The organism is Thermomonospora sp. CIF 1, from assembly GCF_001896795.1.
GTDB classification, from domain to species: Bacteria; Actinomycetota; Actinomycetes; order Streptosporangiales; family Streptosporangiaceae; genus Thermomonospora; species Thermomonospora curvata.
Map to the genome: position 1 here is coordinate 111,068 of NZ_MOYN02000023.1, position 18,443 is coordinate 129,510.

General features: G+C 71.6%; 16 protein-coding genes. 5 read left to right on the forward strand and 11 right to left on the reverse strand.

Annotation, left to right across the window (positions count from 1 at the left end):
* Nucleotides 1–90 precede the first annotated feature (90 nt).
* Nucleotides 91–1,338, forward strand: coding sequence for a PucR family transcriptional regulator (locus BUE48_RS18855; RefSeq protein WP_012854108.1), 1,248 nt, complete (start codon nt 91–93; stop codon nt 1,336–1,338).
* Here BUE48_RS18855 and BUE48_RS18860 read toward each other — a convergent pair.
* The 3 genes from BUE48_RS18860 to BUE48_RS18870 form a co-directional block, all read right to left on the reverse strand.
* Nucleotides 1,321–2,790, reverse strand: coding sequence for a phytoene desaturase family protein (locus BUE48_RS18860; RefSeq protein ID WP_286990662.1), 1,470 nt, complete (start codon nt 2,788–2,790; stop codon nt 1,321–1,323). The genes BUE48_RS18855 and BUE48_RS18860 overlap by 18 nt on opposite strands.
* A 401-nt stretch (nt 2,791–3,191) precedes the next feature.
* Nucleotides 3,192–3,422 carry a hypothetical protein gene (locus BUE48_RS18865; protein ID WP_012854110.1) on the reverse strand — a complete coding sequence of 77 codons (231 nt, stop codon included), beginning with the start codon at nt 3,420–3,422 and terminating at the stop codon, nt 3,192–3,194.
* 1,024 nt (nt 3,423–4,446) lie between these two features.
* Nucleotides 4,447–4,770 (reverse strand): DMT family transporter, encoded by a 324-nt coding sequence (locus BUE48_RS18870; protein ID WP_286990663.1) that lies wholly within the window; start codon nt 4,768–4,770, stop codon nt 4,447–4,449.
* A gap of 177 nt (nt 4,771–4,947) precedes the next feature.
* Here BUE48_RS18870 and BUE48_RS18875 point away from each other — a divergent pair, with 177 nt between their 5' ends.
* Nucleotides 4,948–5,385, forward strand: coding sequence for a hypothetical protein (locus BUE48_RS18875; protein WP_286990664.1), 438 nt, complete (start codon nt 4,948–4,950; stop codon nt 5,383–5,385).
* Nucleotides 5,386–5,406: 21 nt separating this feature from the next.
* Here BUE48_RS18875 and BUE48_RS18880 read toward each other — a convergent pair whose 3' ends face one another.
* Nucleotides 5,407–6,279, reverse strand: a complete 873-nt coding sequence (locus BUE48_RS18880; protein ID WP_012854113.1) for an LLM class flavin-dependent oxidoreductase — start codon at nt 6,277–6,279, stop codon at nt 5,407–5,409.
* 178 nt (nt 6,280–6,457) lie between these two features.
* Between BUE48_RS18880 and BUE48_RS18885 the strand changes: the two genes are divergently transcribed.
* Complete coding sequence (locus tag BUE48_RS18885; RefSeq protein WP_286990665.1) at nt 6,458–7,033, forward strand: TerD family protein; 576 nt, start codon at nt 6,458–6,460, stop codon at nt 7,031–7,033.
* Nucleotides 7,034–7,050: 17 nt separating this feature from the next.
* Here the strand turns inward: BUE48_RS18885 and BUE48_RS18890 are convergent, their stop codons facing one another.
* Nucleotides 7,051–7,854, reverse strand: coding sequence for an SAM-dependent methyltransferase (locus tag BUE48_RS18890; RefSeq protein WP_148233059.1), 804 nt, complete (start codon nt 7,852–7,854; stop codon nt 7,051–7,053).
* Between the two features lie 754 nt (nt 7,855–8,608).
* Here BUE48_RS18890 and BUE48_RS18895 point away from each other — a divergent pair.
* Complete coding sequence (locus BUE48_RS18895; protein ID WP_012854116.1) at nt 8,609–9,496, forward strand: terpene synthase family protein; 888 nt, start codon at nt 8,609–8,611, stop codon at nt 9,494–9,496.
* A gap of 12 nt (nt 9,497–9,508) precedes the next feature.
* Here the strand turns inward: BUE48_RS18895 and BUE48_RS18900 are convergent, their stop codons facing one another.
* The 6 genes from BUE48_RS18900 to BUE48_RS18925 form a co-directional block, all read right to left on the reverse strand.
* On the reverse strand, nt 9,509–10,117 hold the full coding sequence (locus BUE48_RS18900) for a GTP-binding protein (protein ID WP_012854117.1): 609 nt from the start codon (nt 10,115–10,117) through the stop codon (nt 9,509–9,511).
* On the reverse strand, nt 10,098–10,520 hold the full coding sequence (locus BUE48_RS18905) for a DUF742 domain-containing protein (protein ID WP_012854118.1): 423 nt from the start codon (nt 10,518–10,520) through the stop codon (nt 10,098–10,100). The genes BUE48_RS18900 and BUE48_RS18905 overlap by 20 nt, the downstream gene beginning before the upstream one ends.
* Nucleotides 10,517–10,942, reverse strand: a complete 426-nt coding sequence (locus tag BUE48_RS18910) for a roadblock/LC7 domain-containing protein (protein WP_012854119.1) — start codon at nt 10,940–10,942, stop codon at nt 10,517–10,519. Before BUE48_RS18910 ends, BUE48_RS18905 begins: the two co-directional genes overlap by 4 nt.
* A 62-nt stretch (nt 10,943–11,004) precedes the next feature.
* The gene (locus BUE48_RS18915) at nt 11,005–13,470 is read right to left on the reverse strand and encodes a sensor histidine kinase (RefSeq protein ID WP_286990666.1); all 2,466 of its coding nucleotides are present in this window, start codon (nt 13,468–13,470) and stop codon (nt 11,005–11,007) included.
* A gap of 224 nt (nt 13,471–13,694) precedes the next feature.
* Nucleotides 13,695–14,645 (reverse strand): terpene synthase family protein, encoded by a 951-nt coding sequence (locus tag BUE48_RS18920; protein ID WP_012854121.1) that lies wholly within the window; start codon nt 14,643–14,645, stop codon nt 13,695–13,697.
* Nucleotides 14,642–16,024, reverse strand: coding sequence for a cytochrome P450 (locus tag BUE48_RS18925; RefSeq protein WP_012854122.1), 1,383 nt, complete (start codon nt 16,022–16,024; stop codon nt 14,642–14,644). Before BUE48_RS18925 ends, BUE48_RS18920 begins: the two co-directional genes overlap by 4 nt.
* Before the next feature lie 326 nt (nt 16,025–16,350).
* On the opposite strand from BUE48_RS18925, the gene BUE48_RS18930 reads away from it, so the two are divergent.
* Nucleotides 16,351–17,988: a prenyltransferase/squalene oxidase repeat-containing protein gene (locus BUE48_RS18930; RefSeq protein WP_286990667.1), complete on the forward strand. Its 1,638-nt coding sequence runs from the start codon at nt 16,351–16,353 to the stop codon at nt 17,986–17,988.
* Nucleotides 17,989–18,443: the final 455 nt, after the last annotated feature.

Here is an 18,443-nt window from a genome sequence, read left to right on the forward strand (position 1 = left end):
GGGCCTTACTTTCAGGTCGATTGCCGTGTTAGTCCTGGGAGCCCGAGGTGATCGCCTCATCTCGTGACCCTGTCACCGGGAGGTCCGCCAATGGATAACCCCGCCCCCGGCACCGGCGATTCACCCCTGGCGGCGATCTCCGCCGAACTGGCCGCGCCGCTGCGGCCGTACCTGGAGGCCGCGGCCGAGGAGATGGTCCTGGAGATCCAGGGGATGGTGCCCGAGTACGCCCGTCCGCTGGACAGCAAGTACGGCCGGCGGATGAGGTGGACCGTACGGGAGACGATCCGGCACTTCATCGACGCCATCGGCCGGCCCGATTTCGACTGGTCGGAGCTGGCCGGCATCTACGCCCGGATCGGCGCGCACGAGGCCCGCAGCGGACGGAACCTGGACGGGCTGCAAACGGCGATCCGGGTCAGCGGGCAGGTCGCCTGCCGCCGTTTCATCAAAGACGCCCAGCGGCTGAACTGGTCGCTGCAGCTGCTCGGCCAGATCACCGAATCGCTGTTCGTGTTCCTGGAACGGCTGGCCGGGGCCGCCGCCCAGGGCTACGCCGCCGCCCAGGAGCAGGTGGTCACCGAGCGGGAACGATCCCGCTGGCGGCTGCGCGACCTGCTGGTGGCCGACCCCCCGGCCAGCCGGGAGGCCATCGCCGAGCTGGCCCGCTCGGCCCACTGGGACCTGCCCCGCACCCTGGCCCTGGTGGCGGTGCGCCCGCCGCTGGGCCAGCCCCCGCCGGTCATGCCGCCGTCGATCCTGGCCGACTGGCACGGCTCCTCCCCTTACCTGGTGGTGCCCGACCCCGACGGCCCCGCCCAGGAGCGGCTGATCACCTCGCTGGTGCGCGACTGCGCCGCCGCCATCGGCCCGACCGTGCCGCTCACCCGGGGCGCGCTGTCCCTGCGCTGGGCACGGCACGCCCTGGAGCTGGTGGAGCGCGGCGTCATCCCGGAAAAGGGGCCGGTCCGCTGCCTGGACCACATCCCCACCCTGGTCACCGCCATGAGCGAGGAGATCATCGAGGTCGCCTTGGCCGAGCGGCTGGCCCCGCTGATGGAGCTGCCGCCGCACCGCCGCGAACCGCTGGTCCGCACCCTGCTGACCTACATGGAGAACCGCGACAACGCGGTCGCGGCGGCCGAGCGGCTGCTGGTCCACGAGCAGACCGTCCGCTACCGGATCCGCAGGCTGGAGGAGATGCTCGGGGACGCCCTGACCGACCCCGACCGCCGGCTGGAGATGCTGCTGTTGCTGCACACCTGGGTGCACTTCGGCCGCGAGCCCGCCGCAGAGGAGCCGCCCGCGCCGCGGCCTCTTTCAGTGCGTTTCGCGTAGGGAGCGCACCAGCCGCAGCGGGTCGGCCCGCACGCCGAAGCGCTGCCGCAGCGCCCGGGAGGCGGCGTGCAGCCCGCACATGCCGTGCACGCCCGGGCCCGGCGGGGTGGACGACGAGCACAGGTACACCCCGGGCAGCGGCGTGCGGTAGGGGTCCCAGCGGGGGACGGGACGCATGAGCATCTGCCAGGCCGTCATGGCACCGCCCGCGATGTCACCGCCGACGTGGTTGGGGTTGCCGGCGGCCAGCTCGGCGGCCGGCACCGCGCGCCGCGCCACGATCAGGTCGCGGAAGCCGGGGGCGAACCGCTCCACCTGGGCGATCACCGCTTCGGAGACGTCCCGGGACGAGCCCTGCGGCACGTGCGCGTACGTCCACAGCACATGGTGCCCTTGGGGGGCGCGGCCGTCGTCCACCACGCATGGCTGGACGGCCAGCACGTAGGGGCGGGCGGCGTGCCGCCCGGCGGCGACCCGTCGTTCGGCGGCGGACGCCTCCACTTCGTCGCCGATCAGGTGCAGGGTGCCGGCCAGGTCGCAGCCGGGCGCCGTCCAGGGCACCGGGCCCGACAGGGCGAAGTCCACCTTGCAGGCCGCTCCCCCGTGGCGGAAGCGCCGCAGGGCGCGCGCATACCCCTCCGGCAGCAGGTCACCGGCCATCTCCAGCAGCCCGGCGGGGGTCACATCCAGCAGGATCGCGCGGGCGCGGGGCAGTTCGGCCAGCGAGCGGACCCGGTGCCCGGTGATGATCCGGCCGCCGCGCGCCCGCAGCGCCCGCACCATGGCCGCGGTGATCGCGGCGCTGCCGCCGCGCGGCAGGGGCCAGCCGACCGCGTGCGCCAGCGTCCCCAGCAGCAGCCCGGCGCCCGCCGAGGCCGGGCGGTGCAGGGGCGCGATGGCGTGGGCGCCGAGACCGGCCAGCATGGCGGGGGCGACCCGGCCGCGGAAGCGGAACCGCCACAGCGGGGTGCCCTGCTCGGCCAGCCGCACCGCCAAGCGGGCCGCGCCGGCCGGGTCGCCGGGCGGATGCCGCAGGTCGGACATGGCCGCGCCGACGACCCCCCGCCACCGCTCCACCAGCGGTCCCAGCAGCCGGCGCCAGGCGGCCCCGTCGGCGCCCAGGCCCTCGGCCGTCCGCTCCAGATCGGTCCAGGCCAGCCCGGCGTGCCCGCCGTCCAGGGGGTGCGCGTAGGCGACCTGGGGGTGCAGCCATTCCACCCCGTGCCTCTCCAGGTCGAAGGCGCGAAAGAACGGGGACGCCAGCCCCATCGGGTGCACCGCCGAGCACACATCGTGCTTGAAGCCCGGAAGCGTCAGCTCCTCGGTGCGCATCCCGCCGCCGGGGGTGCCGGACGCCTCGTACACCTCCACCTCCAGCCCCGCCGCCGCCAGCACCAGCGCCGCCGCCAGCCCGTTGGGCCCCGAACCCACCACCACGGCATCGACCTGCACCCGCCCATCTTGACGCGGGCACGCCGATGAGTCCGTTTTCAGATGGGCGGGGCATCGCCTCGGGCCTGCCTTGTTCCGGGCAAGGTTTCGGCGTCCAGTCGGCTCGTCCGGCTTCGCGGGGAGTCTCCGGTCCGCAGTGGCCGGACGCCTTCTGCCGGTGAATCTTTCAGCACGCCGTTTCCGCGGGTCGCGACGGGAACGTCAGGGGCGGTGTCGCGGCTTGGAAGGCCGCGACACCGAACACCACTCGGGCTCCCGTCCCCCACGTCATTGGGCTACGTGCTGTGAAAGGTTCCGCGTGCCCTTTCAGCACGTGGTGTTGAGGTGCCGGGACGGTGCCCGGCGGTATCCGAGGTCAGGACGTCGCAGGTCACGGCTCTGTCCCGCCCGTGGGAAAGCCCCTATTCGGGGAACGCGGGCATCTCGTCGATCCCGTTCTCGTCGGCCTCTTTGATGCGCTCCGGAGTCCAGTACTCCTCAGCCGGCTGGTCTTCGTCGTTCGTCTTCTCGACGACGCCGAACGGGCCGCTCACCGAGTCATCGCCTCCCGGCTGCGACATCGCGGTGATTCCGACGGCCACCGTCACCGCCAGCATCACCGAGGCGGCCATGGCGCTGCGTCGTCTCGCCAAGTGATCCTCCTGAAAGCAGGGTCGGCGTCACCTTTACGATATGCCTCTCCCCACTCCCCTAGGCGATAGCCGGGTGATGGACGAGTCCGCGCGCCTTTTCCGTGGGCTCGATGAACCCATTGGAATCCGGCCGTTCCAAAACGTGCACCGCCGGTGAGAGCGCCCTGAAAAAGCGGGATTGAACAGCGCAAAGAGGCGTTGCGCCCCGCTTTCGCGAACCGGGGTGGGCTCTGTGGCGCACGGCCGCCGGGAAACACGACGCGAACAAGCCCCGGCTCGTCCGGCCGTTGTCCCCTCGCACGCCGGGAAGCCCCGGGCGGTGGCATGCGGCTTGGCGCTCCCCATCGCGGCACCGGGCCGCATCCGCCCGGGCGTGCGCGGACATGCGATGGCGGCCGCCGCCGGGCGGCGGCCGCCATCGCCGCGGACCGGTCCCTCCCGCCGGCGCGTCCTCGGCGGGAAGGACCGGTGCCCGCCGCGCCCGTCCGGCAGGCCATTTCCGTGTGCGCTCGGGGACCGGGGGAGCGCACACGGAAGGGACGGATGGCCTACGCGAAGGCGCCGGCGGACCATGGCCCGATCGCCTCATCGAGACGGAGCACCGGTCCCGCACGAGACCCGCCGGGCTTCAACGGCGCCGCACGTCCCCTCTGGGGCCGGCGCCGAAGCGCCGCATCGCTGTACGAGCGGCCGGTACCGGGACCGCCATCACGGCCCGGGTCGATCGTGCTCTCATACGGACTCGGTCCTCCGGAGCAGGGGGTGGAACTCAGTGTGACCAGCTCCGGCATTCATGGCTTCATAGCCGTCCTCATTGTTCGGCGTCGCCTTTTAGCGGCGGGCTGCCAAGCCCCCGCAGACTTCGGGGAACGAGATCCGGTGAACCTTTCCCAACACGTGGCCTTGAGACACCGGAGACGGGGCACCGGCGGCGTCCGAGACCATGACATTGCGGGTCACAGCACTGCCCCTGGCTTCGAGACCCCGCGGTCCCCACCTGCGGGAACGGGGCGTTGAGAAAGGTTCAGTGGCCGGCGCCGGACAGGTTGAGGCCGACGACGCCGGACAGCACCAGGGCGATCGAGACGATCTTGAGGGGGGAGGCGCTCTCGCCCAGGGCCACGATGCCCAGCACGGCGGTGCCGACGGCGCCGATGCCCGTCCAGACCGCGTACGCGGTGCCGACCTCCAGGCTCTTGAGCGCCAGTGACAGCAGGGCGAAGCTGAGCACGGCGAAGACGATGAAGCAGGCACTGGCCAGGGGGCGGGAGAAGCCGTCGCTGAGCTTGAGCGAGTAGGCCATGGCGACCTCGAACAATCCGGCCGCGATGATCATCAACCAGGCCATGCCCCGATCCCCCTCCAGCGAAGGCCCCGTCCGCACGGGTCGTGCCCATCGGATAAGTACACCAGGCGGTCACTTTTGTGACGATTCACCCCGGTAGCATCGCCGGAACGCCCTCAGCAGCGGATACCCGCCGACCCCGGCGGGACGCCGAGCGGGGCGGGGAGCGGGAGTGACACCTTGCGGCACAAGTCGATGATCCTGGTGCTCGCGGCGATCCTGGTGGCGGCGGCGGGCTGCTCCACCGAGAAGACCGCGTTGCGGCAGATCCAGCCCGGCGCCACCGTCTACATCGACGGCTGGGACCAAGACGGCGACCGAGGGGATCAGGCCCTGGTCGAGCAGAAGCCCTCCGGCATGTGGGTCGTCCCCGTCGACGCGCCCTTCCGGACCCGCCGGGTCGGCGAGTTCACCGTCCGGATCACCTTGGACCCCCGGCGCGGCTTCGTCATCACGGATCTGGGCGGCGTGAAGGTGGGCCGTGACCGCGACGACTGCCTCGAGGTGGGCGAGACCTATGTCTTCCTCGACGTCCCCGAAAGCTCCCTGAGCTGGGAGACGCAGGTCGCAGGCGACGGCGCCGCCGACGACGACTGCCACGTGACCGGCACCGGCTGAAAAAGCGCGCGGCGGCCGCGGTCAGGGGACGAGCGGGCGGACCTGCTCGGCGACGAAGCGGACGAAGCCCTCGGGGTCGGGTTCGTCGGCGGTGGGCTGCAGGACCACCGTATCGGCCCCGGCCTGCGCCAGGCGGACGACGGCCGCGGCGACGGTCTCGGCGTCCCCGGCGGCTCCCAGGTCGGCGGTGGGGGCGTCGCCCCAGCCCCGCAGCTCGGCCTCCAGGCGGGAGCGGGCGTCCGGGCCGGTCGCGGCGTGGAAGTAGACCACCAGGCGGTGCGGGTCGGTGCGGCCGGCCTCCGCGCGTCCCTCCTCGATCAGGCGGCGGGCCCGCCGCACGGCGTCGGGGGCGGTGCCCGCGGTGAGGATGGTGCCGTCGGCGGCCCGGCCGCTCAGCCGCAGCGTGCGCGGCCCGCTCGCCCCGGCCGGCACGGGGGGCGCGGCGGGCGGCGGCCAGTCGAGGGCGACGTCGTCGAGGCGGACGTAGCGGCCCTGCACGGTGACCCGCTCTCCGCGCAGCAGGGCCCGCAGCGCCGTCAGGTACTCCTCCAGCAGCGTCAGCGGCGAGTCCACCCGCGCGCCGACCTGGGCCATCCAGTCCTGGACGCCGTGACCGACGCCGACGATGGCCCGTTGCGGGAACAACCGGTGCAAGGTGGCCGCCTCCATCGCGGTCAGCGCGACGTTGCGCAGCGGCACCGGCAGCAGGCCGATGCCCACGCGCAGCCGGCGCGTCCAGGCCAGGGCGGCCGCGGCGGAGGCGATGCCGCTTTCCAGGAAGCAGTCCTCCCACAGCCACAGCTCCTCCAGCCCCGCCTCGTCGGCCGCGCAGGCCACATCGCGCAACCGCTCGGGAGGCAGCTGGGGGCGGAACACCACACCGAGAGCGGTCATGCGGGTTTTCTCCTTTCTCAAGAAGCGGTGCTCAAGTCGCAGCCCGTCCATGCTCCCCCGCCCGGGCGGCGCCCGCCACGGTGCTTTGGCCTGCACTGATGAGAGGGACGATGCGGAGGGGAACCGTCACCTGGGGTGACCCGTTGACGCAGTACCCGATGATTCGAGGAGGAGCACCATGAGTGTCAGCCTTTCCAAGGGCGGCAACGTCTCGCTCAGCAAGCAGGCGCCGGGCCTGACCGCGGTCACGGTCGGGCTGGGCTGGGACGTGCGGACCACCACCGGCGCCGACTTCGACCTGGACGCCAGCGCGCTGCTGGTGGACGCCTCCGGCAAGGTCCTGTCCGACCAGCACTTCGTCTTCTTCAACAACCTGCGCAGCCCGGAGGGATCGGTCGAGCACACCGGCGACAACCTCACCGGCGAGGGCGAGGGCGACGACGAGCAGATCAAGGTCGATCTGACCGCGGTCCCGCCCGAGGCCGCCCGGATCGTCTTCCCGGTCTCCATCTACGACGCCGACAGCCGCGGCCAGACCTTCGGGCAGGTCCGCAACGCCTTCATCCGCGTGGTCAACCAGGCCGACGGCACCGAGATCGCCCGCTACGACCTCACCGAGGACGCCTCCACCGAGACCGCCATGATCTTCGGCGAGCTGTACCGGCACGGCAGCGAGTGGAAGTTCCGCGCGGTCGGCCAGGGGTACGCCTCGGGGCTGGCGGGCATCGCCAGGGACTACGGCGTCAACGTCTGAGCGCCGGGAGGCGGGGGTCAGGGCTTGCGGCCGACGCCGCACAGTTCGGAGGCCACGGGGAGAAGCCCGTCGCCACGGGTGTCCGGACGCCAGTCGGAAGTGGTGACCACGCCGGGTTCCAGCAGCTCCAGGCCGTCGAAGAAGCGGATCAGGCGGGCACGGTCACGGGCCACGACCCGGGTGCCGCCGCACTGCCTGAAGCGCAGGATCGCCTTGCTCATGGTCTCGCCGCGCGTGTCCAAAGTGGGGTGCACGATCACCAAGTAGCTGCCCGAGGGGACGCTCTCCACCAGGTAGCGCACGATCCAGCCGGCCTCGGTCTCATCGGGGATGTGGCCGAGAACGCCCAGCAGCATCAACGCCACCGGCCGGGTCAGGTCGAGGGTCTCGGCCGCGTGCTTGAGGATGTGCTCGGGCCGGCGCAGATCGCCCTCCAGGTAGCTGACGGCGCCCTGCGGGGTGCTGGTCAGCAGCGACCGGGCATGTGCCACCACCAGCGGGTCGTTGTCGGCGTAGACGACCCGGGACTCGGGGGCGAGGCGCTGGGCCACCTGGTGGGTGTTGCCTCCGGTGGGCAGACCGGAGCCGATGTCGAGGAACTGGCGGACGCCCCGCTCAAGGATCAGGTGCCGGACACAGCGGCCCAGGAATGCGCGGTAAGCGCGGACCGAGGCCGCGACGCCGGGGGCGATGCTCTCGACGGCCTCCGCCGCCGCCCGGTCGGCGGGGTAGTAGTCCCGGCCGCCCAGCCAGTAGTCGGCGACCCGCGCTGGATGCGGCCTGTCGATGCCGGGCTCCACCCGGCCGTCGCAGCTGCTCATCATGAGAGGCACCGCCCATCGTCCGTTACGCCGGCCACAACGACCGCAATCACCTATGTCACCATAGATCCGGAATTTGCCAAAGTCACCGACGAAGGGGGGAACAAGCCGTCGATAAGGCGGCAGGGAGGCCCTCAGACCGACGTTCTCCGCACTCAAAGCCGCCGAGGAGACGCATATCGGCTATCGAGAAGCCGACCGCCGCATGGACCCGCACCACGGCCCGGGACGACGGCCGCACCACGCCAAAAGCACGAAAATCAGCGCAGCAAAATTCTCCTTACAAAGAGAGCAGGCCACAAAAAGAGATGGCCGCTCTTCAGTTCAGCGCAAGATATCCATGCCGGCGGGCAAGGCGCGTCACTTCGTCCGGCGTTCTTTCCGGCCCCCTCCCCAAGCGGCGGACCGGGCGGCTGCCGCCTGCTGCCGCCTCCCTGCGCCCCGGCGGCCGGCTCGCTCAAACCCCCAGGTCAGCGGGCAGGCCACCGGTGCCGGTGAGCACGATCACCGGCACCGGAACCTTGATCGTTAAAGTGCGCCGTGTGATACTTCGGCTGAGCAGCGGCCGCTGCCCGTGGCCACCGGGTCTTTTCCGGCACGCGGTCTCAAGGCGCCGAAAGCCTCGCCGTGGTGCGATTTCGCACCCGTGCAGGCGGCGGCATCGCCTTGGGAAACGGCGTGCCGAAAAAGTCCCCGATAACGGCCTGCGGCAACCGTCCCGGCGTGGCAAGGCCCTTCGACGCAGGAGGCCCACATGGCAGTACGCGCAGCGCAGCCGTCCCCCTTCGATGTGACGGCGACCGGCCCGGGAGCCGAAGCCGCGGCCAGGATCTGCACGGTGGCCGGGAAATTGCAGCGGCGCATGCGGGGATGGGCCGTGGAGTTTCCCGCCCCCTACGACCCCCGCTCGTTCGATCCGGGGCTGTACAGCATGCTCGCGCTGGCCGCCGCCTTCAGCGACCCGCACCGCACCGTGGACCAGCTGCAGCCGGCGGGCCGGATGAGCCTGTGGGTGCTGGGCCTGGGCCGGCGCGTCGCGCACCTGGCTTCTGAGCCGGAGCTGTGGCGGCTCATCGAGCACTATGAGGCGGTGGCGGACGGGGCCTCCCCCGACCCCGACGACGACCTGTCCCGTTTCCTGGCCGTGATCCACCGGGAGCTGGCGGCGCTGCCCGCCCATCCGGTGCTGTACGACGCCTGGCAGGAGGAGCTGCGGCGGACGCTGCGGGCTCTGGCCCGCTCCTGGACGACCGCCCGCGCCGGGCGGCGGCCCTCCTTCGAGGAGTACCTGCGCGACGCCGACGGCTTCGGGCTGGCCCTCACCTTCGCCGCGCACCGCATCGCCACCGGCGACAGCGGCCCCGCCGAGGACCTGGCGGACGCCGCCCGGGCGGTGCAGCGGGCGGTGCGGCTGTCGGCCGACCTGGGCGCGGCCGGACGCGGGCTGGATCCGGGCGAGCCGAACGCGCTCACCTTGGGCCTGCCCCGCCCGGCGGTGGAGCTGCGGCTCGCCGAGGCCACCGGGCAGGCCAGGACGCTGCTGGCCGCCGCCCGCGCCAGGCACCGGGAGCAGGCCGACTACATGGAACGCCACATGGACTTTTACGCCGGGTTCTTCGGCACCGCGCCGCCGCGCCGCTGAACGCCCCGGCGTTCAGGTGGCCACCGGTGCGATGCGCGCCCGCTGCGCGTGCTGCACCAAGGTGATCAGCACTTCCTTGCAGGAGTCCAGCTTGCGCGCGTCGCACAGCATCACCGGCACCTCTTCGGCGAGGTTCAGCGCCATGCGCACCTCCTCCAGCTCGTAGCGGCGGGCGCCGTCGAAGCAGTTGACCGCCACGATGAACGGGGTGCCGCGCCGCTCGAAGTAGTCCACCGACGGGAAGCAGTCGGCCAGGCGCCGGGTGTCGGCCAGCACCACCGCGCCGAGCGCCCCCAGCGACAGCTCGTCCCACATGAACCAGAAGCGCTCCTGACCCGGCGTGCCGAACAGGTAGAGCACCAGGTCCTTGCGCAGGGTGATGCGGCCGAAGTCCATCGCCACCGTGGTGGAGGCCTTGGCCTCCACACCGGCCAGATCATCGACCCCGATGCTGCGGTCGGTGAGGATCTCCTCGGTGCGCAGCGGGACGGTCTCGGAGACCGTGCCGACCATGGTGGTCTTGCCGACGCCGAACCCACCGGCGATGACGATCTTGACCGCGGTGGGCAGCTTGGGCACCGGGCGTGCCGCCCTGTCCTGCTCAGAGGGCGCGGAGTCCAACGATGATCTCCTTGTACAGATCGATGCGGCGCAGGTTGTCCGCCTCGGGTTCCTGGACCTGGATGTGCCCCCGCTCCAGCAGATCGCCGAGCAGGACGCGGACCACGCTGATCGGCAGGCCCGCGCCCGCGGCGGGCGATGCGGAGAACTCACCGGCCGGCTCGGCGCCGCGCCCGAACTGGGCGGCCAGCTCGGCCACCGACCTGGGTTCCTGGCACAGCCGCAGGATCTCCAGGTGCTCGGGGGAAAGCTCGCGATGCTCCTCCGGGGAGGGCTCCGACGTCGCCACCACCTGGGTGATCACGTCGAAGCTGCCCTGGCCCGGCTGGACGCGCCCACGCGTGAGCACATAGGGGCGCACCATCGGTTCGGCGGGATCGTGCCCGTGCCGTTGTCCCGTCATGATCGTTCCCCTTCCACCGCGGCCCGGGGCGGAGAGGTCAAAAAGTTACTAACTTTAGTGACCAGCAGTGCCATCTCGTAGGCGATGAGGCCCACATCGGTGGCCCGGTCGGAACCCTGGTCGGCCAGCACCGCCAGGCATGCTCCCGGTCCCGCCACGGTGACCAGCAGGAAGGCCGTCTCCATCTCGATGATGGACTGGCGGACCTTCCCATGGCCGAAGCGCTCACCGACCCCCCGGGCCAGGCTCTGCACGCCGGCCGCCACCGCGGCCAGGTGCTCGCCGTCGTCTTTGGCGAAGGCGCTGTCAGAGGCCATCAGCAGGCCGTCGGCCGACAGCACGATCGCATGCCTGGCGCCGTCCACTCTTTTGACCAGATCATCCAGCAGGAAGGTCAGATCTGTCGTGCCACTGTTGGGCATTGCAGTTCCTTATCGGGTCTCTGCCCTGGCGCGGTTGGGGCTGCTCGGTTCAGGCGGGGAGATCAGGCCGAAGACGCACCGTCGTCGCCGGGCCCGGCCTGCGGGGAGCGCTGCCGGGCCTCGGCCCGGCCGCGCAGGGTGCCTTGCTGGAAGGCCCCCACGATCCTGCGGATCTCCTCCGGGCTGCGGCCCCGCTCCTCCTCCTGCGGCGCGGCGGAGGAGACCAGCGGGGCGTCGGTACGCAGCTGCTCGACCAGATGCTCCTGCGGCTGCCGGATCGGCAGACCTCCGGGAGTGGTTGGCAGGGACATGGCAGAAGGCACCACCGTTTCTGCCGGCCGGGGAGCGTCGCCGGCGGGTTCGGGAACAGGGGACGCGTCAGAGGGCCGCCGAGCCTCCTCCCGGTGCGGGGCGGGCGCGGCGGAAGGGACCGGCTGCCGGGGATCTGCCACCTCCGGCTGCGGACCGGTCCTGCTGGGCAGGTCGCCCACCGGGGCCGGGACGACCGCGTGGCCGCCGGTGGCGTGGCCGGAGGGCGTGGGCAGCACCGTGACGGCGGCCCGGCGGTCCGGCTCGGCCGGGCCGCCGGTGCTCATCGCGGCGGCGCCGGCCGAGGCCACCACCGTCCGCACGTCCTCGCCGATCTGGTCGCCGATGAGGTCGTTGGGGATCAGCACGACGGCGGTGACGCCGCCGTAGGGGGAACGCTTGAGGCTGACGGAGATCTGGTAGCGGCGGGCCAGCCGGCCGACCACGAACAGGCCCAGCCGCTCGTCGGGCGCCAGGTCGAACTCCGGCGGGTCGGCGAGCATCTGGTTGGCCTCCTCCAGCTGCTCGCGCGTCATGCCCAGGCCCTTGTCCTCGATCTCGATGGCATAGCCGTTGGCGGCGGTCTGCCCGCTGACCACCACCTCGGTGCCGGGGCTGGAGAAGTTCAGGCCGTTTTCGATCAGCTCGGCCAGCAGCCGGGTGACGTCCACCACCGCCCGGCCGGCCAGGCGGGCGGCGTCGAAGCGCTGGAAGGCGACCCGCTCGTAGTCCTCCACCTCGCCGACCGCGGCGCGCACCACGTCGAAGATGGGCACCGGGTTCTTCCAGGAACGGGCCGGCTTCTCCCCGGCCATCAGCACCAGGTTCTCGGCGTTGCGCCGCATGCGGGTGGCCAGGTGGTCCAGCCGGAAGATCTCCTGGAGCTCCTCGCCCTCCAGGTCGCGGCGGCGCTCGATGCTGTCGATCAGCCGCAGCTGCCGGGTGACCAGGGCTTGGTTGCGGCGGGCCAGCGCCAGCAGGATCTTGCGGAAACCACTGCGCAGCTCGGCCTGCTGGACGGCGGTGGCGATGGCGGTCTCCTGCACCGCGTTGAACGCCTGACCCACCTGGCCGATCTGGTCGTCACCGAACCGCAGCGGCGGGGCCTCCACGGCCACGTCCACCTTCTCACCGTGTCCCAGCCGCTCGACCACGCTGGGCAGGCGCTGGTTGGCCAGCTCCCAGGCGGCGTCGCGGAGCCGCTCCAGCTGGCGCACCAGCTTGCGGGCGGTGGTGATCGACACCACGATCGAGGCGATGACCGCCAGCATGCCCAGGCCGCCGGCCAGCGACAGCCGCAAGATGACGCCGATCGCCATCGGCCGGGAGTGCTCGACGACCTCGTCACCGCCGGCCAGGACGATCTTGTCGATCTGCTCCAGCACCGGGTTGACCGCGCCGTCCCATTGGGCCTTGGTGACGGCGGGGCGCATCCCGGCGCGGGCGCGCTGGATGACCAGGTCCTCCACGGCGGTCAGCCGGGTGCCGACCTCACCGCGGGCCAGCCGCTCGTAGGCGGCCCGGGCCTGCTCCGGCATCCCTTCGGTGGCCTGGGAGAACAAGTACCGCTGGGTGTTGACCAGGCCGGTGAACTCGATGTGCTCGGTGTCGGTGAACTTCCCCTCGGCCAGCACACCCGACAGCAGCGCGTCCTCCCGGGCCAGGACCTCACGGGCCTGCAGCAGCGACACCAGGGCCAGACCCTCGCGGGCGATGCGCTTGTCGTCGATGACGTCGGAGTTGGCGGCGGTCAGCTTCAGCGCGGCGTCGATCGCGGCGCTGTAGGGGCGGGCCGCGTCGACCTGCTGGCTCCTGCGCTCGTCGATGTTCCGGCGCATGCCCTGCAACGAGTCCAGCAGCCTGGTGATCTCCGCGATGTGGGTGCGCTGGACGTCGCTGACCGCCCAGCCGCCCTTGCCGCTGGAGCTGCGAAAGCCGTTGATGGCCGCGTCGGTGCTCCTGCGCTGCTGCGTCAGCCTGTTCAGGTTGGCGCCGTCGGAGCGGCCCAGCCAGATCAGCGACAGCTTGCGCTCTTTTTGCAGCTCGGTGATGAGGGTCGCCGTCGGACGGCCGAGCGCCTGGTCCAGCTGGTTGACGGCCAGCAGGTTCAGTCCTTCACGGGCGGTCACCCAGGCCGCGAAGGCCCACAGCAGCGCCAGCGACACCAGCAGCGCGGTGATCTTGGATCTCAGGCTCCAGCGGGCAAGTCGTCGCAGCATGACTTCCTATCGCGGCCTATCTCATGGGGTTTCCGCAGCCGGTCGCCACAGACCGCCCCGGTGTCTCATCCGACCGAGTGCGATACGCGCCTAATCCGCCCATCGCACCGCAGCACCATAGCAACGACCCCTCAGGATGGATCGTGAAATAGCCACATGATGAGGAGTGCCCCATCTCACATCCTCGGGCCCGCAGATGGGGCACTCCCCCGCGTCTTCCCTGGTCAGGGCTCGACCAGCGAACCTTCCAGGCCCAGCAGGCCCCAGTAGTCGGCGCCGCTGCCGTAATAGCCGGTGCTGTAGCCGATCTGGCGCGCGACGAAGACCGCCCCCTGCGGGCACCGCTCATACAGCGGCTCCAGCATCCGGTGGCAGTGCTCGGTCAGCGCCTTGATGTGGGCGATCACGAACGGCACGTCGACGCCCAGCAGCAGCGCGTTCAGATCGCCCCAGGTGCGGTCGCGGTTCCAGGTGGCCAGGTCGTTGAGCAGCCGCAGCACCTTTTGGACCTGCCGGCTGACCTGGCGCAGCGGTTCCATGTGGTCGAGGATGTCGGGGTCGCCGACGTACATCCAGTGTGCGATGTTGCCCCAGACCGAGCCGAAGTTGTCGGCGTTGTCCAGGTAGCGCTCGTAGGTGGGCAGTTCGGCCTCGCCGCGGGCGTGGGCGTCCTTCCACTCCCACTCGCGCGCCATGCCCTCCAGCATCCGGCGCAGCTCCTCGCGCCACAGCGGGCCGAAGCGCGACCAGGCGGGGCCGGCCGCCACCAGGTCGCGCAGCTCCGCCAGGAACAGCCCCAGCTGGTCGCCGGGGGCGGGGTCGGCGCCGTCGCCGATCTCCAGGCAGCGGCCCACGGTGTCGCGGATCTGCTCCAGGGAGTCGGCGGCATGGTCCATGATCCAGTCCAGCGCGAACAGCCACGCCGAGGTGCGGTTGGACACCCGCAGCTGCGCGGCGCTGTACCAGGGGCCCTGCCCGCCGATGGCCTGGGCGACCTTGGTGAACAGCGAGGGCTCAAAGGGTGGGTCGGGGTAGAGGCCGCAGTAGGTGGCCGCGCAGTCGGCCAGGTCCCGGTCCAGGTCGACGATGAGGGCGGCCAGCCGCCCGGCCTCGACGGCGTCCACCACCGGGCCGGCGGTGGTGAACAGCGTGCGCTCGGTTCCGGTCGCCGTCACCGGTGGGCCTGCAAAGTCATCTGGACCGGGCGGCTGGGCCGTACGGTCAGGGTCAGCTGCGACTCGATGGGCCCGTCATTGCGCAGCACCGGCCGGGCCCGGCTCAGCAGGGACGCCATGATCAGCGTCGTCTCGATCTTGAACAGCTGCTCGCCCAGGCAGACGTGGTCGCCCCCGCCGAAGGGGAAGTAGGCGAACCGGCCATGCCGCTGGATGCGCGCCTTGATCCGCTCGGGGGTGAACCGCTCCGGGTCGAACTCCTCCGGCCGCTCCCAGATCCGCCGGTCCCGGTGGGTGAGGTAGGGGCTGAGCACCACGGTGGCGCCCTTCTTGATCGGGACTCCGGCGATCACGTCGTCGTCCACGGCGACCCGCGGCACCGCCCACCCGACCGCGTGCATGCGCAGCACTTCCTGCAGGAACATCTGGGTGTAGGGAAGCCGCCGAATGTGCTCGGGCCGGGCGGGGCCGTCGCCCACCTCGCTCCGGATCTCCGCATAGACCCGCTCGGCGATCTCGGGATACCGGTGCAGCGCCACCCACAGCCAGGTCAGCCCGTCGGCGGTGGATTCGGTGCCGGAGACGAACAAGGCCACCACATCGTCGCGGATGCGCTGGTCGGAGAAGGGCGTGCCGTCTTCCTCGCGCGCCTCGATCAGTTTCGAGACCACGTCATGGCCGCCGGGCGGGCGCTTGCGGCCCTCGGCGACCAGCGGCCGGAGGATCTCGTCCACCGTGCGGGTGGCGCGGCGGAAGGTCCGGTCACCGGGCATCGGCACCGCGTTGGGCACGAACGGCATGGCCATCCGCCACATGAACGAGCTCGAGGCGGCCGAGACCGCCGCACCCAGCCGGTCGATCTCCGCCACCGACAGCCGGTCGTCGAAGAACACCAGGCTGATCGCGCGGTGCATGAGCCGGTTCATCTCCCGGCGCACGTCCACCGGCTGATCGGCGGCACGGGCCAGCAAGTCGTCGGCGGCCGCGTTGATGGCCTCGGCCATCCGCTCGGTGAAGTGACTGATGTACTGCGCGGAGAAGACCCTGGCCAGCACCTGGCGGCTGGACCGCCACAGAGGGCCTTCACTGGAGATGCCGTTGCCGACCAGCCGGCTGACCGGCTTCCACATCACCACGCCGCGCTGGTAGTTGTCGGCCCGGTCGCGCAGCACATGCTGGACGTGGGCGGGGTCGGTGATCAGATAGGGCCGGAACAGTCCCAGATCGATCCGGGCGATCGCCCCCTCCGCCATGCGCCCGATCGATTCCAGAGCGTGCAGCGCGCCGCCCTGCCGGTACAGCGAGATCAGCCGCCGCAGCGGCACTCTCTCCAGCGAGGCGGTCGAAGCAGCCGAGTGCGCGCCGAGGGTTGTCGACATGACCGTCCCTTCACGGGGATTTGCACACAAACGACGGAGATCTCCTACAAAACGCTACGAAGTATCACACGAAGCCCACAAGCCAACAAGATCACCTTGACGAAACACCTCTCTTCCGGTAGGGGGGCCGGCCGCTCGACAGGGAGGGTTCACCTTCGCGTCAAGATCTTGCCCTGACGGAATTGATCATGTGATACTTCCACACAAGATCCGTTTGTCAGATTTGCAACGAAGGTGCGGAGTAGCCCGGCGATCCGTCTGGCAGCGGCCTGTGATGCCGACGATCGGCCCGGTTCCGGCACGCAGAATTGCGAGGGACGGCACAGGTGACCATCGACGGTACGGCCGAACGCACGACCCGCTCCCCCCGTCTTCTCTCCTCCTCTCAGCTCTCCGCGGCCGCCCGGCGGCTGATCGACGAGTCGCTCGCCGACCCGCTGGGAGGGATGTCCCCGTCGGTGTACGAGACCGCCCGGCTGGTGACGCTCGCCCCCTGGCTGACCGGGCACGCCGAACGGGTGCGCTTCCTGCTGCGGACCCAGCGGGCGGACGGCGGCTGGGTCTCGGCGATCCCCGGCTACCGGGTGGTCCCGACGCTGAGCGCCACCGAGGCGCTGCTGGCCGTGCTGCGCACGCCCGAGCGGCCGGTCCCCGGCGTCACCCGCCGGGAGCTGACCGCCGCCGCCGACCGCGGGCTGCGGGCGCTGCTGCCGCTGCTGGACGGCGAGCGCTCCTTCCCGCTGCCGGACATGCCGGCCGTCGAGCATCTGGCCCCGATGCTGATCGAGCTGATCAACGGCCATCTGGACGCGCTGGAGCCCTGGCGCGACGGCCCCCGGCTGCGCCCCAGCCCGCAGATGGCCCCCAAGACCGCCGCGCTGGTGCGCGAGCTGCTGCGGCGGGGCCAGGCGCTGCCGCAGAAGCTGCTGCACGCGCTGGAGCTGGGCGGCGAGGCCGCCCGCGGCGCCGCGACGGTGCGGCCCGAGCCGATCGGCACGGTCGGGGCCTCCCCCGCGGCCACCGCCGCCTGGCTCGGCGACCGGGAGCCGGCGGACCACGAGCCCGCCCGCCGCTTCCTGGAGTCGGCCGCCGCGCCGCACGGCGGCCCGGTCCCCTCGGTGCTCCCCATCACGGTCTTCGAGCGGGCCTGGATGACCAGCTGGCTGATCCGCTCGGGCGTTCCGCTGGCGGCGCCGCCGCAGCTGCCCGACTTCCTGCAGGCGTCACTGGGTCCGGCCGGCACGGGCGGCGGCGCCGGGCTGCCCTCGGACGCCGACACCTCCTCCGGCACGATGTACGCGCTGGCGCTGCTGGGCCGGCTGCAGCGGCCGGACCTGCTGTGGCGGTACGAGACCGACACGCACTTTTGCACCTGGCAGGGTGAGAACGGCCGGTCGGTCGGCACCAACTCCCACGTTCTGGAGGCCTTCGGCGTCCATCTGCGCGAGGCCGCGCCCGCCGAGCGCTCCGAACGCCATGCGGCCACCGTCCGCAAAGTCGTCTCCTGGCTGCAGGAGCAGCAGCAGGACGACGGGAGCTGGAGCGACCGCTGGCACTCTTCGCCCTACTACGGCACCGTCTGCAGCGCCCCCGCCCTCGCCGAGTTCGGCGGCCCGCAGGCGGCGCCCGCGGTGGACCGGGCCGTGGAGTGGGTGCTGCAGACCCAGCGTCCGGACGGTTCGTGGGGGCTGTGGGAGGGCACCGCCGAGGAGACCGCCTACGCGGTGCAAATCCTGCTGCTGACGCGGCGGGACGCCGATGGCCGCGTGCTGGCGGCGGCCCACCGCGGCGGGGAGTACCTGCGCACCGTCACCGCCGGCGGCACGGCGATGCCGCCGCTTCCGCCGCTGTGGCATGACAAAGATCTGTACACGCCTTTCCGGATCGTTCAAGCCGCCATCTTGGCGGCGCTGCACCTCACCTGCCCGGACGGGGCCGTGCCGCCTCCCCGGCGCCCCTCCTGACAATCAAGAGAAAGATTTCCGTAAAGTTAATTCCGGCACACCGGGGAGACATCGTAAATCAGGATAATTCACGCTTTTCCGATTGTGCCTTGAAGGGGCTTTCGCGCCGTTGGTAGGGTCCCGGAGTAACACGTACGGGACCACCCTGCCGGTGTCCTCACGCGCAAAGAACGCATCCCCATAAACCCCGCACCACCCTGGTGCGCGCTTTCAGGCGGCGCAACGCGCTCAGGCGACCGCGTCCCCGCCGCAAGACGGCCGGTGCCCCGGCGGCACGCCCCAAGGCCACCGGCCCGGCACCGCCCTTCCCCCGGAGACGCCGATGCCCGAGCCCTCATCGCCCGCACCCGGGAGGACCTCCCCTGCGGGCGCCGGCGGCGCCGCAATCGCCCACGAGAGCACCAGCGCGGAATACCGGGGCGAAGGGGCGATCCCCGGAGGAAAACCGTAAGATC

Coding starts and splice junctions, on each gene's coding strand:
- BUE48_RS18870 (WP_286990663.1), bottom strand. CDS start 4,770: ATGGCCTGGTTGATGATCATCGCGGCCGGATTGTTCGAGGTCGCCATG.
- BUE48_RS18895 (WP_012854116.1), top strand. CDS start 8,609: ATGGCAGTACGCGCAGCGCAGCCGTCCCCCTTCGATGTGACGGCGACC.
- BUE48_RS18915 (WP_286990666.1), bottom strand. CDS start 13,470: ATGCTGCGACGACTTGCCCGCTGGAGCCTGAGATCCAAGATCACCGCG.
- BUE48_RS18855 (WP_012854108.1), top strand. CDS start 91: ATGGATAACCCCGCCCCCGGCACCGGCGATTCACCCCTGGCGGCGATC.
- BUE48_RS18925 (WP_012854122.1), bottom strand. CDS start 16,024: ATGTCGACAACCCTCGGCGCGCACTCGGCTGCTTCGACCGCCTCGCTG.
- BUE48_RS18880 (WP_012854113.1), bottom strand. CDS start 6,279: ATGACCGCTCTCGGTGTGGTGTTCCGCCCCCAGCTGCCTCCCGAGCGG.
- BUE48_RS18905 (WP_012854118.1), bottom strand. CDS start 10,520: ATGACGGGACAACGGCACGGGCACGATCCCGCCGAACCGATGGTGCGC.
- BUE48_RS18910 (WP_012854119.1), bottom strand. CDS start 10,942: ATGCCCAACAGTGGCACGACAGATCTGACCTTCCTGCTGGATGATCTG.
- BUE48_RS18890 (WP_148233059.1), bottom strand. CDS start 7,854: ATGAGCAGCTGCGACGGCCGGGTGGAGCCCGGCATCGACAGGCCGCAT.
- BUE48_RS18885 (WP_286990665.1), top strand. CDS start 6,458: ATGAGTGTCAGCCTTTCCAAGGGCGGCAACGTCTCGCTCAGCAAGCAG.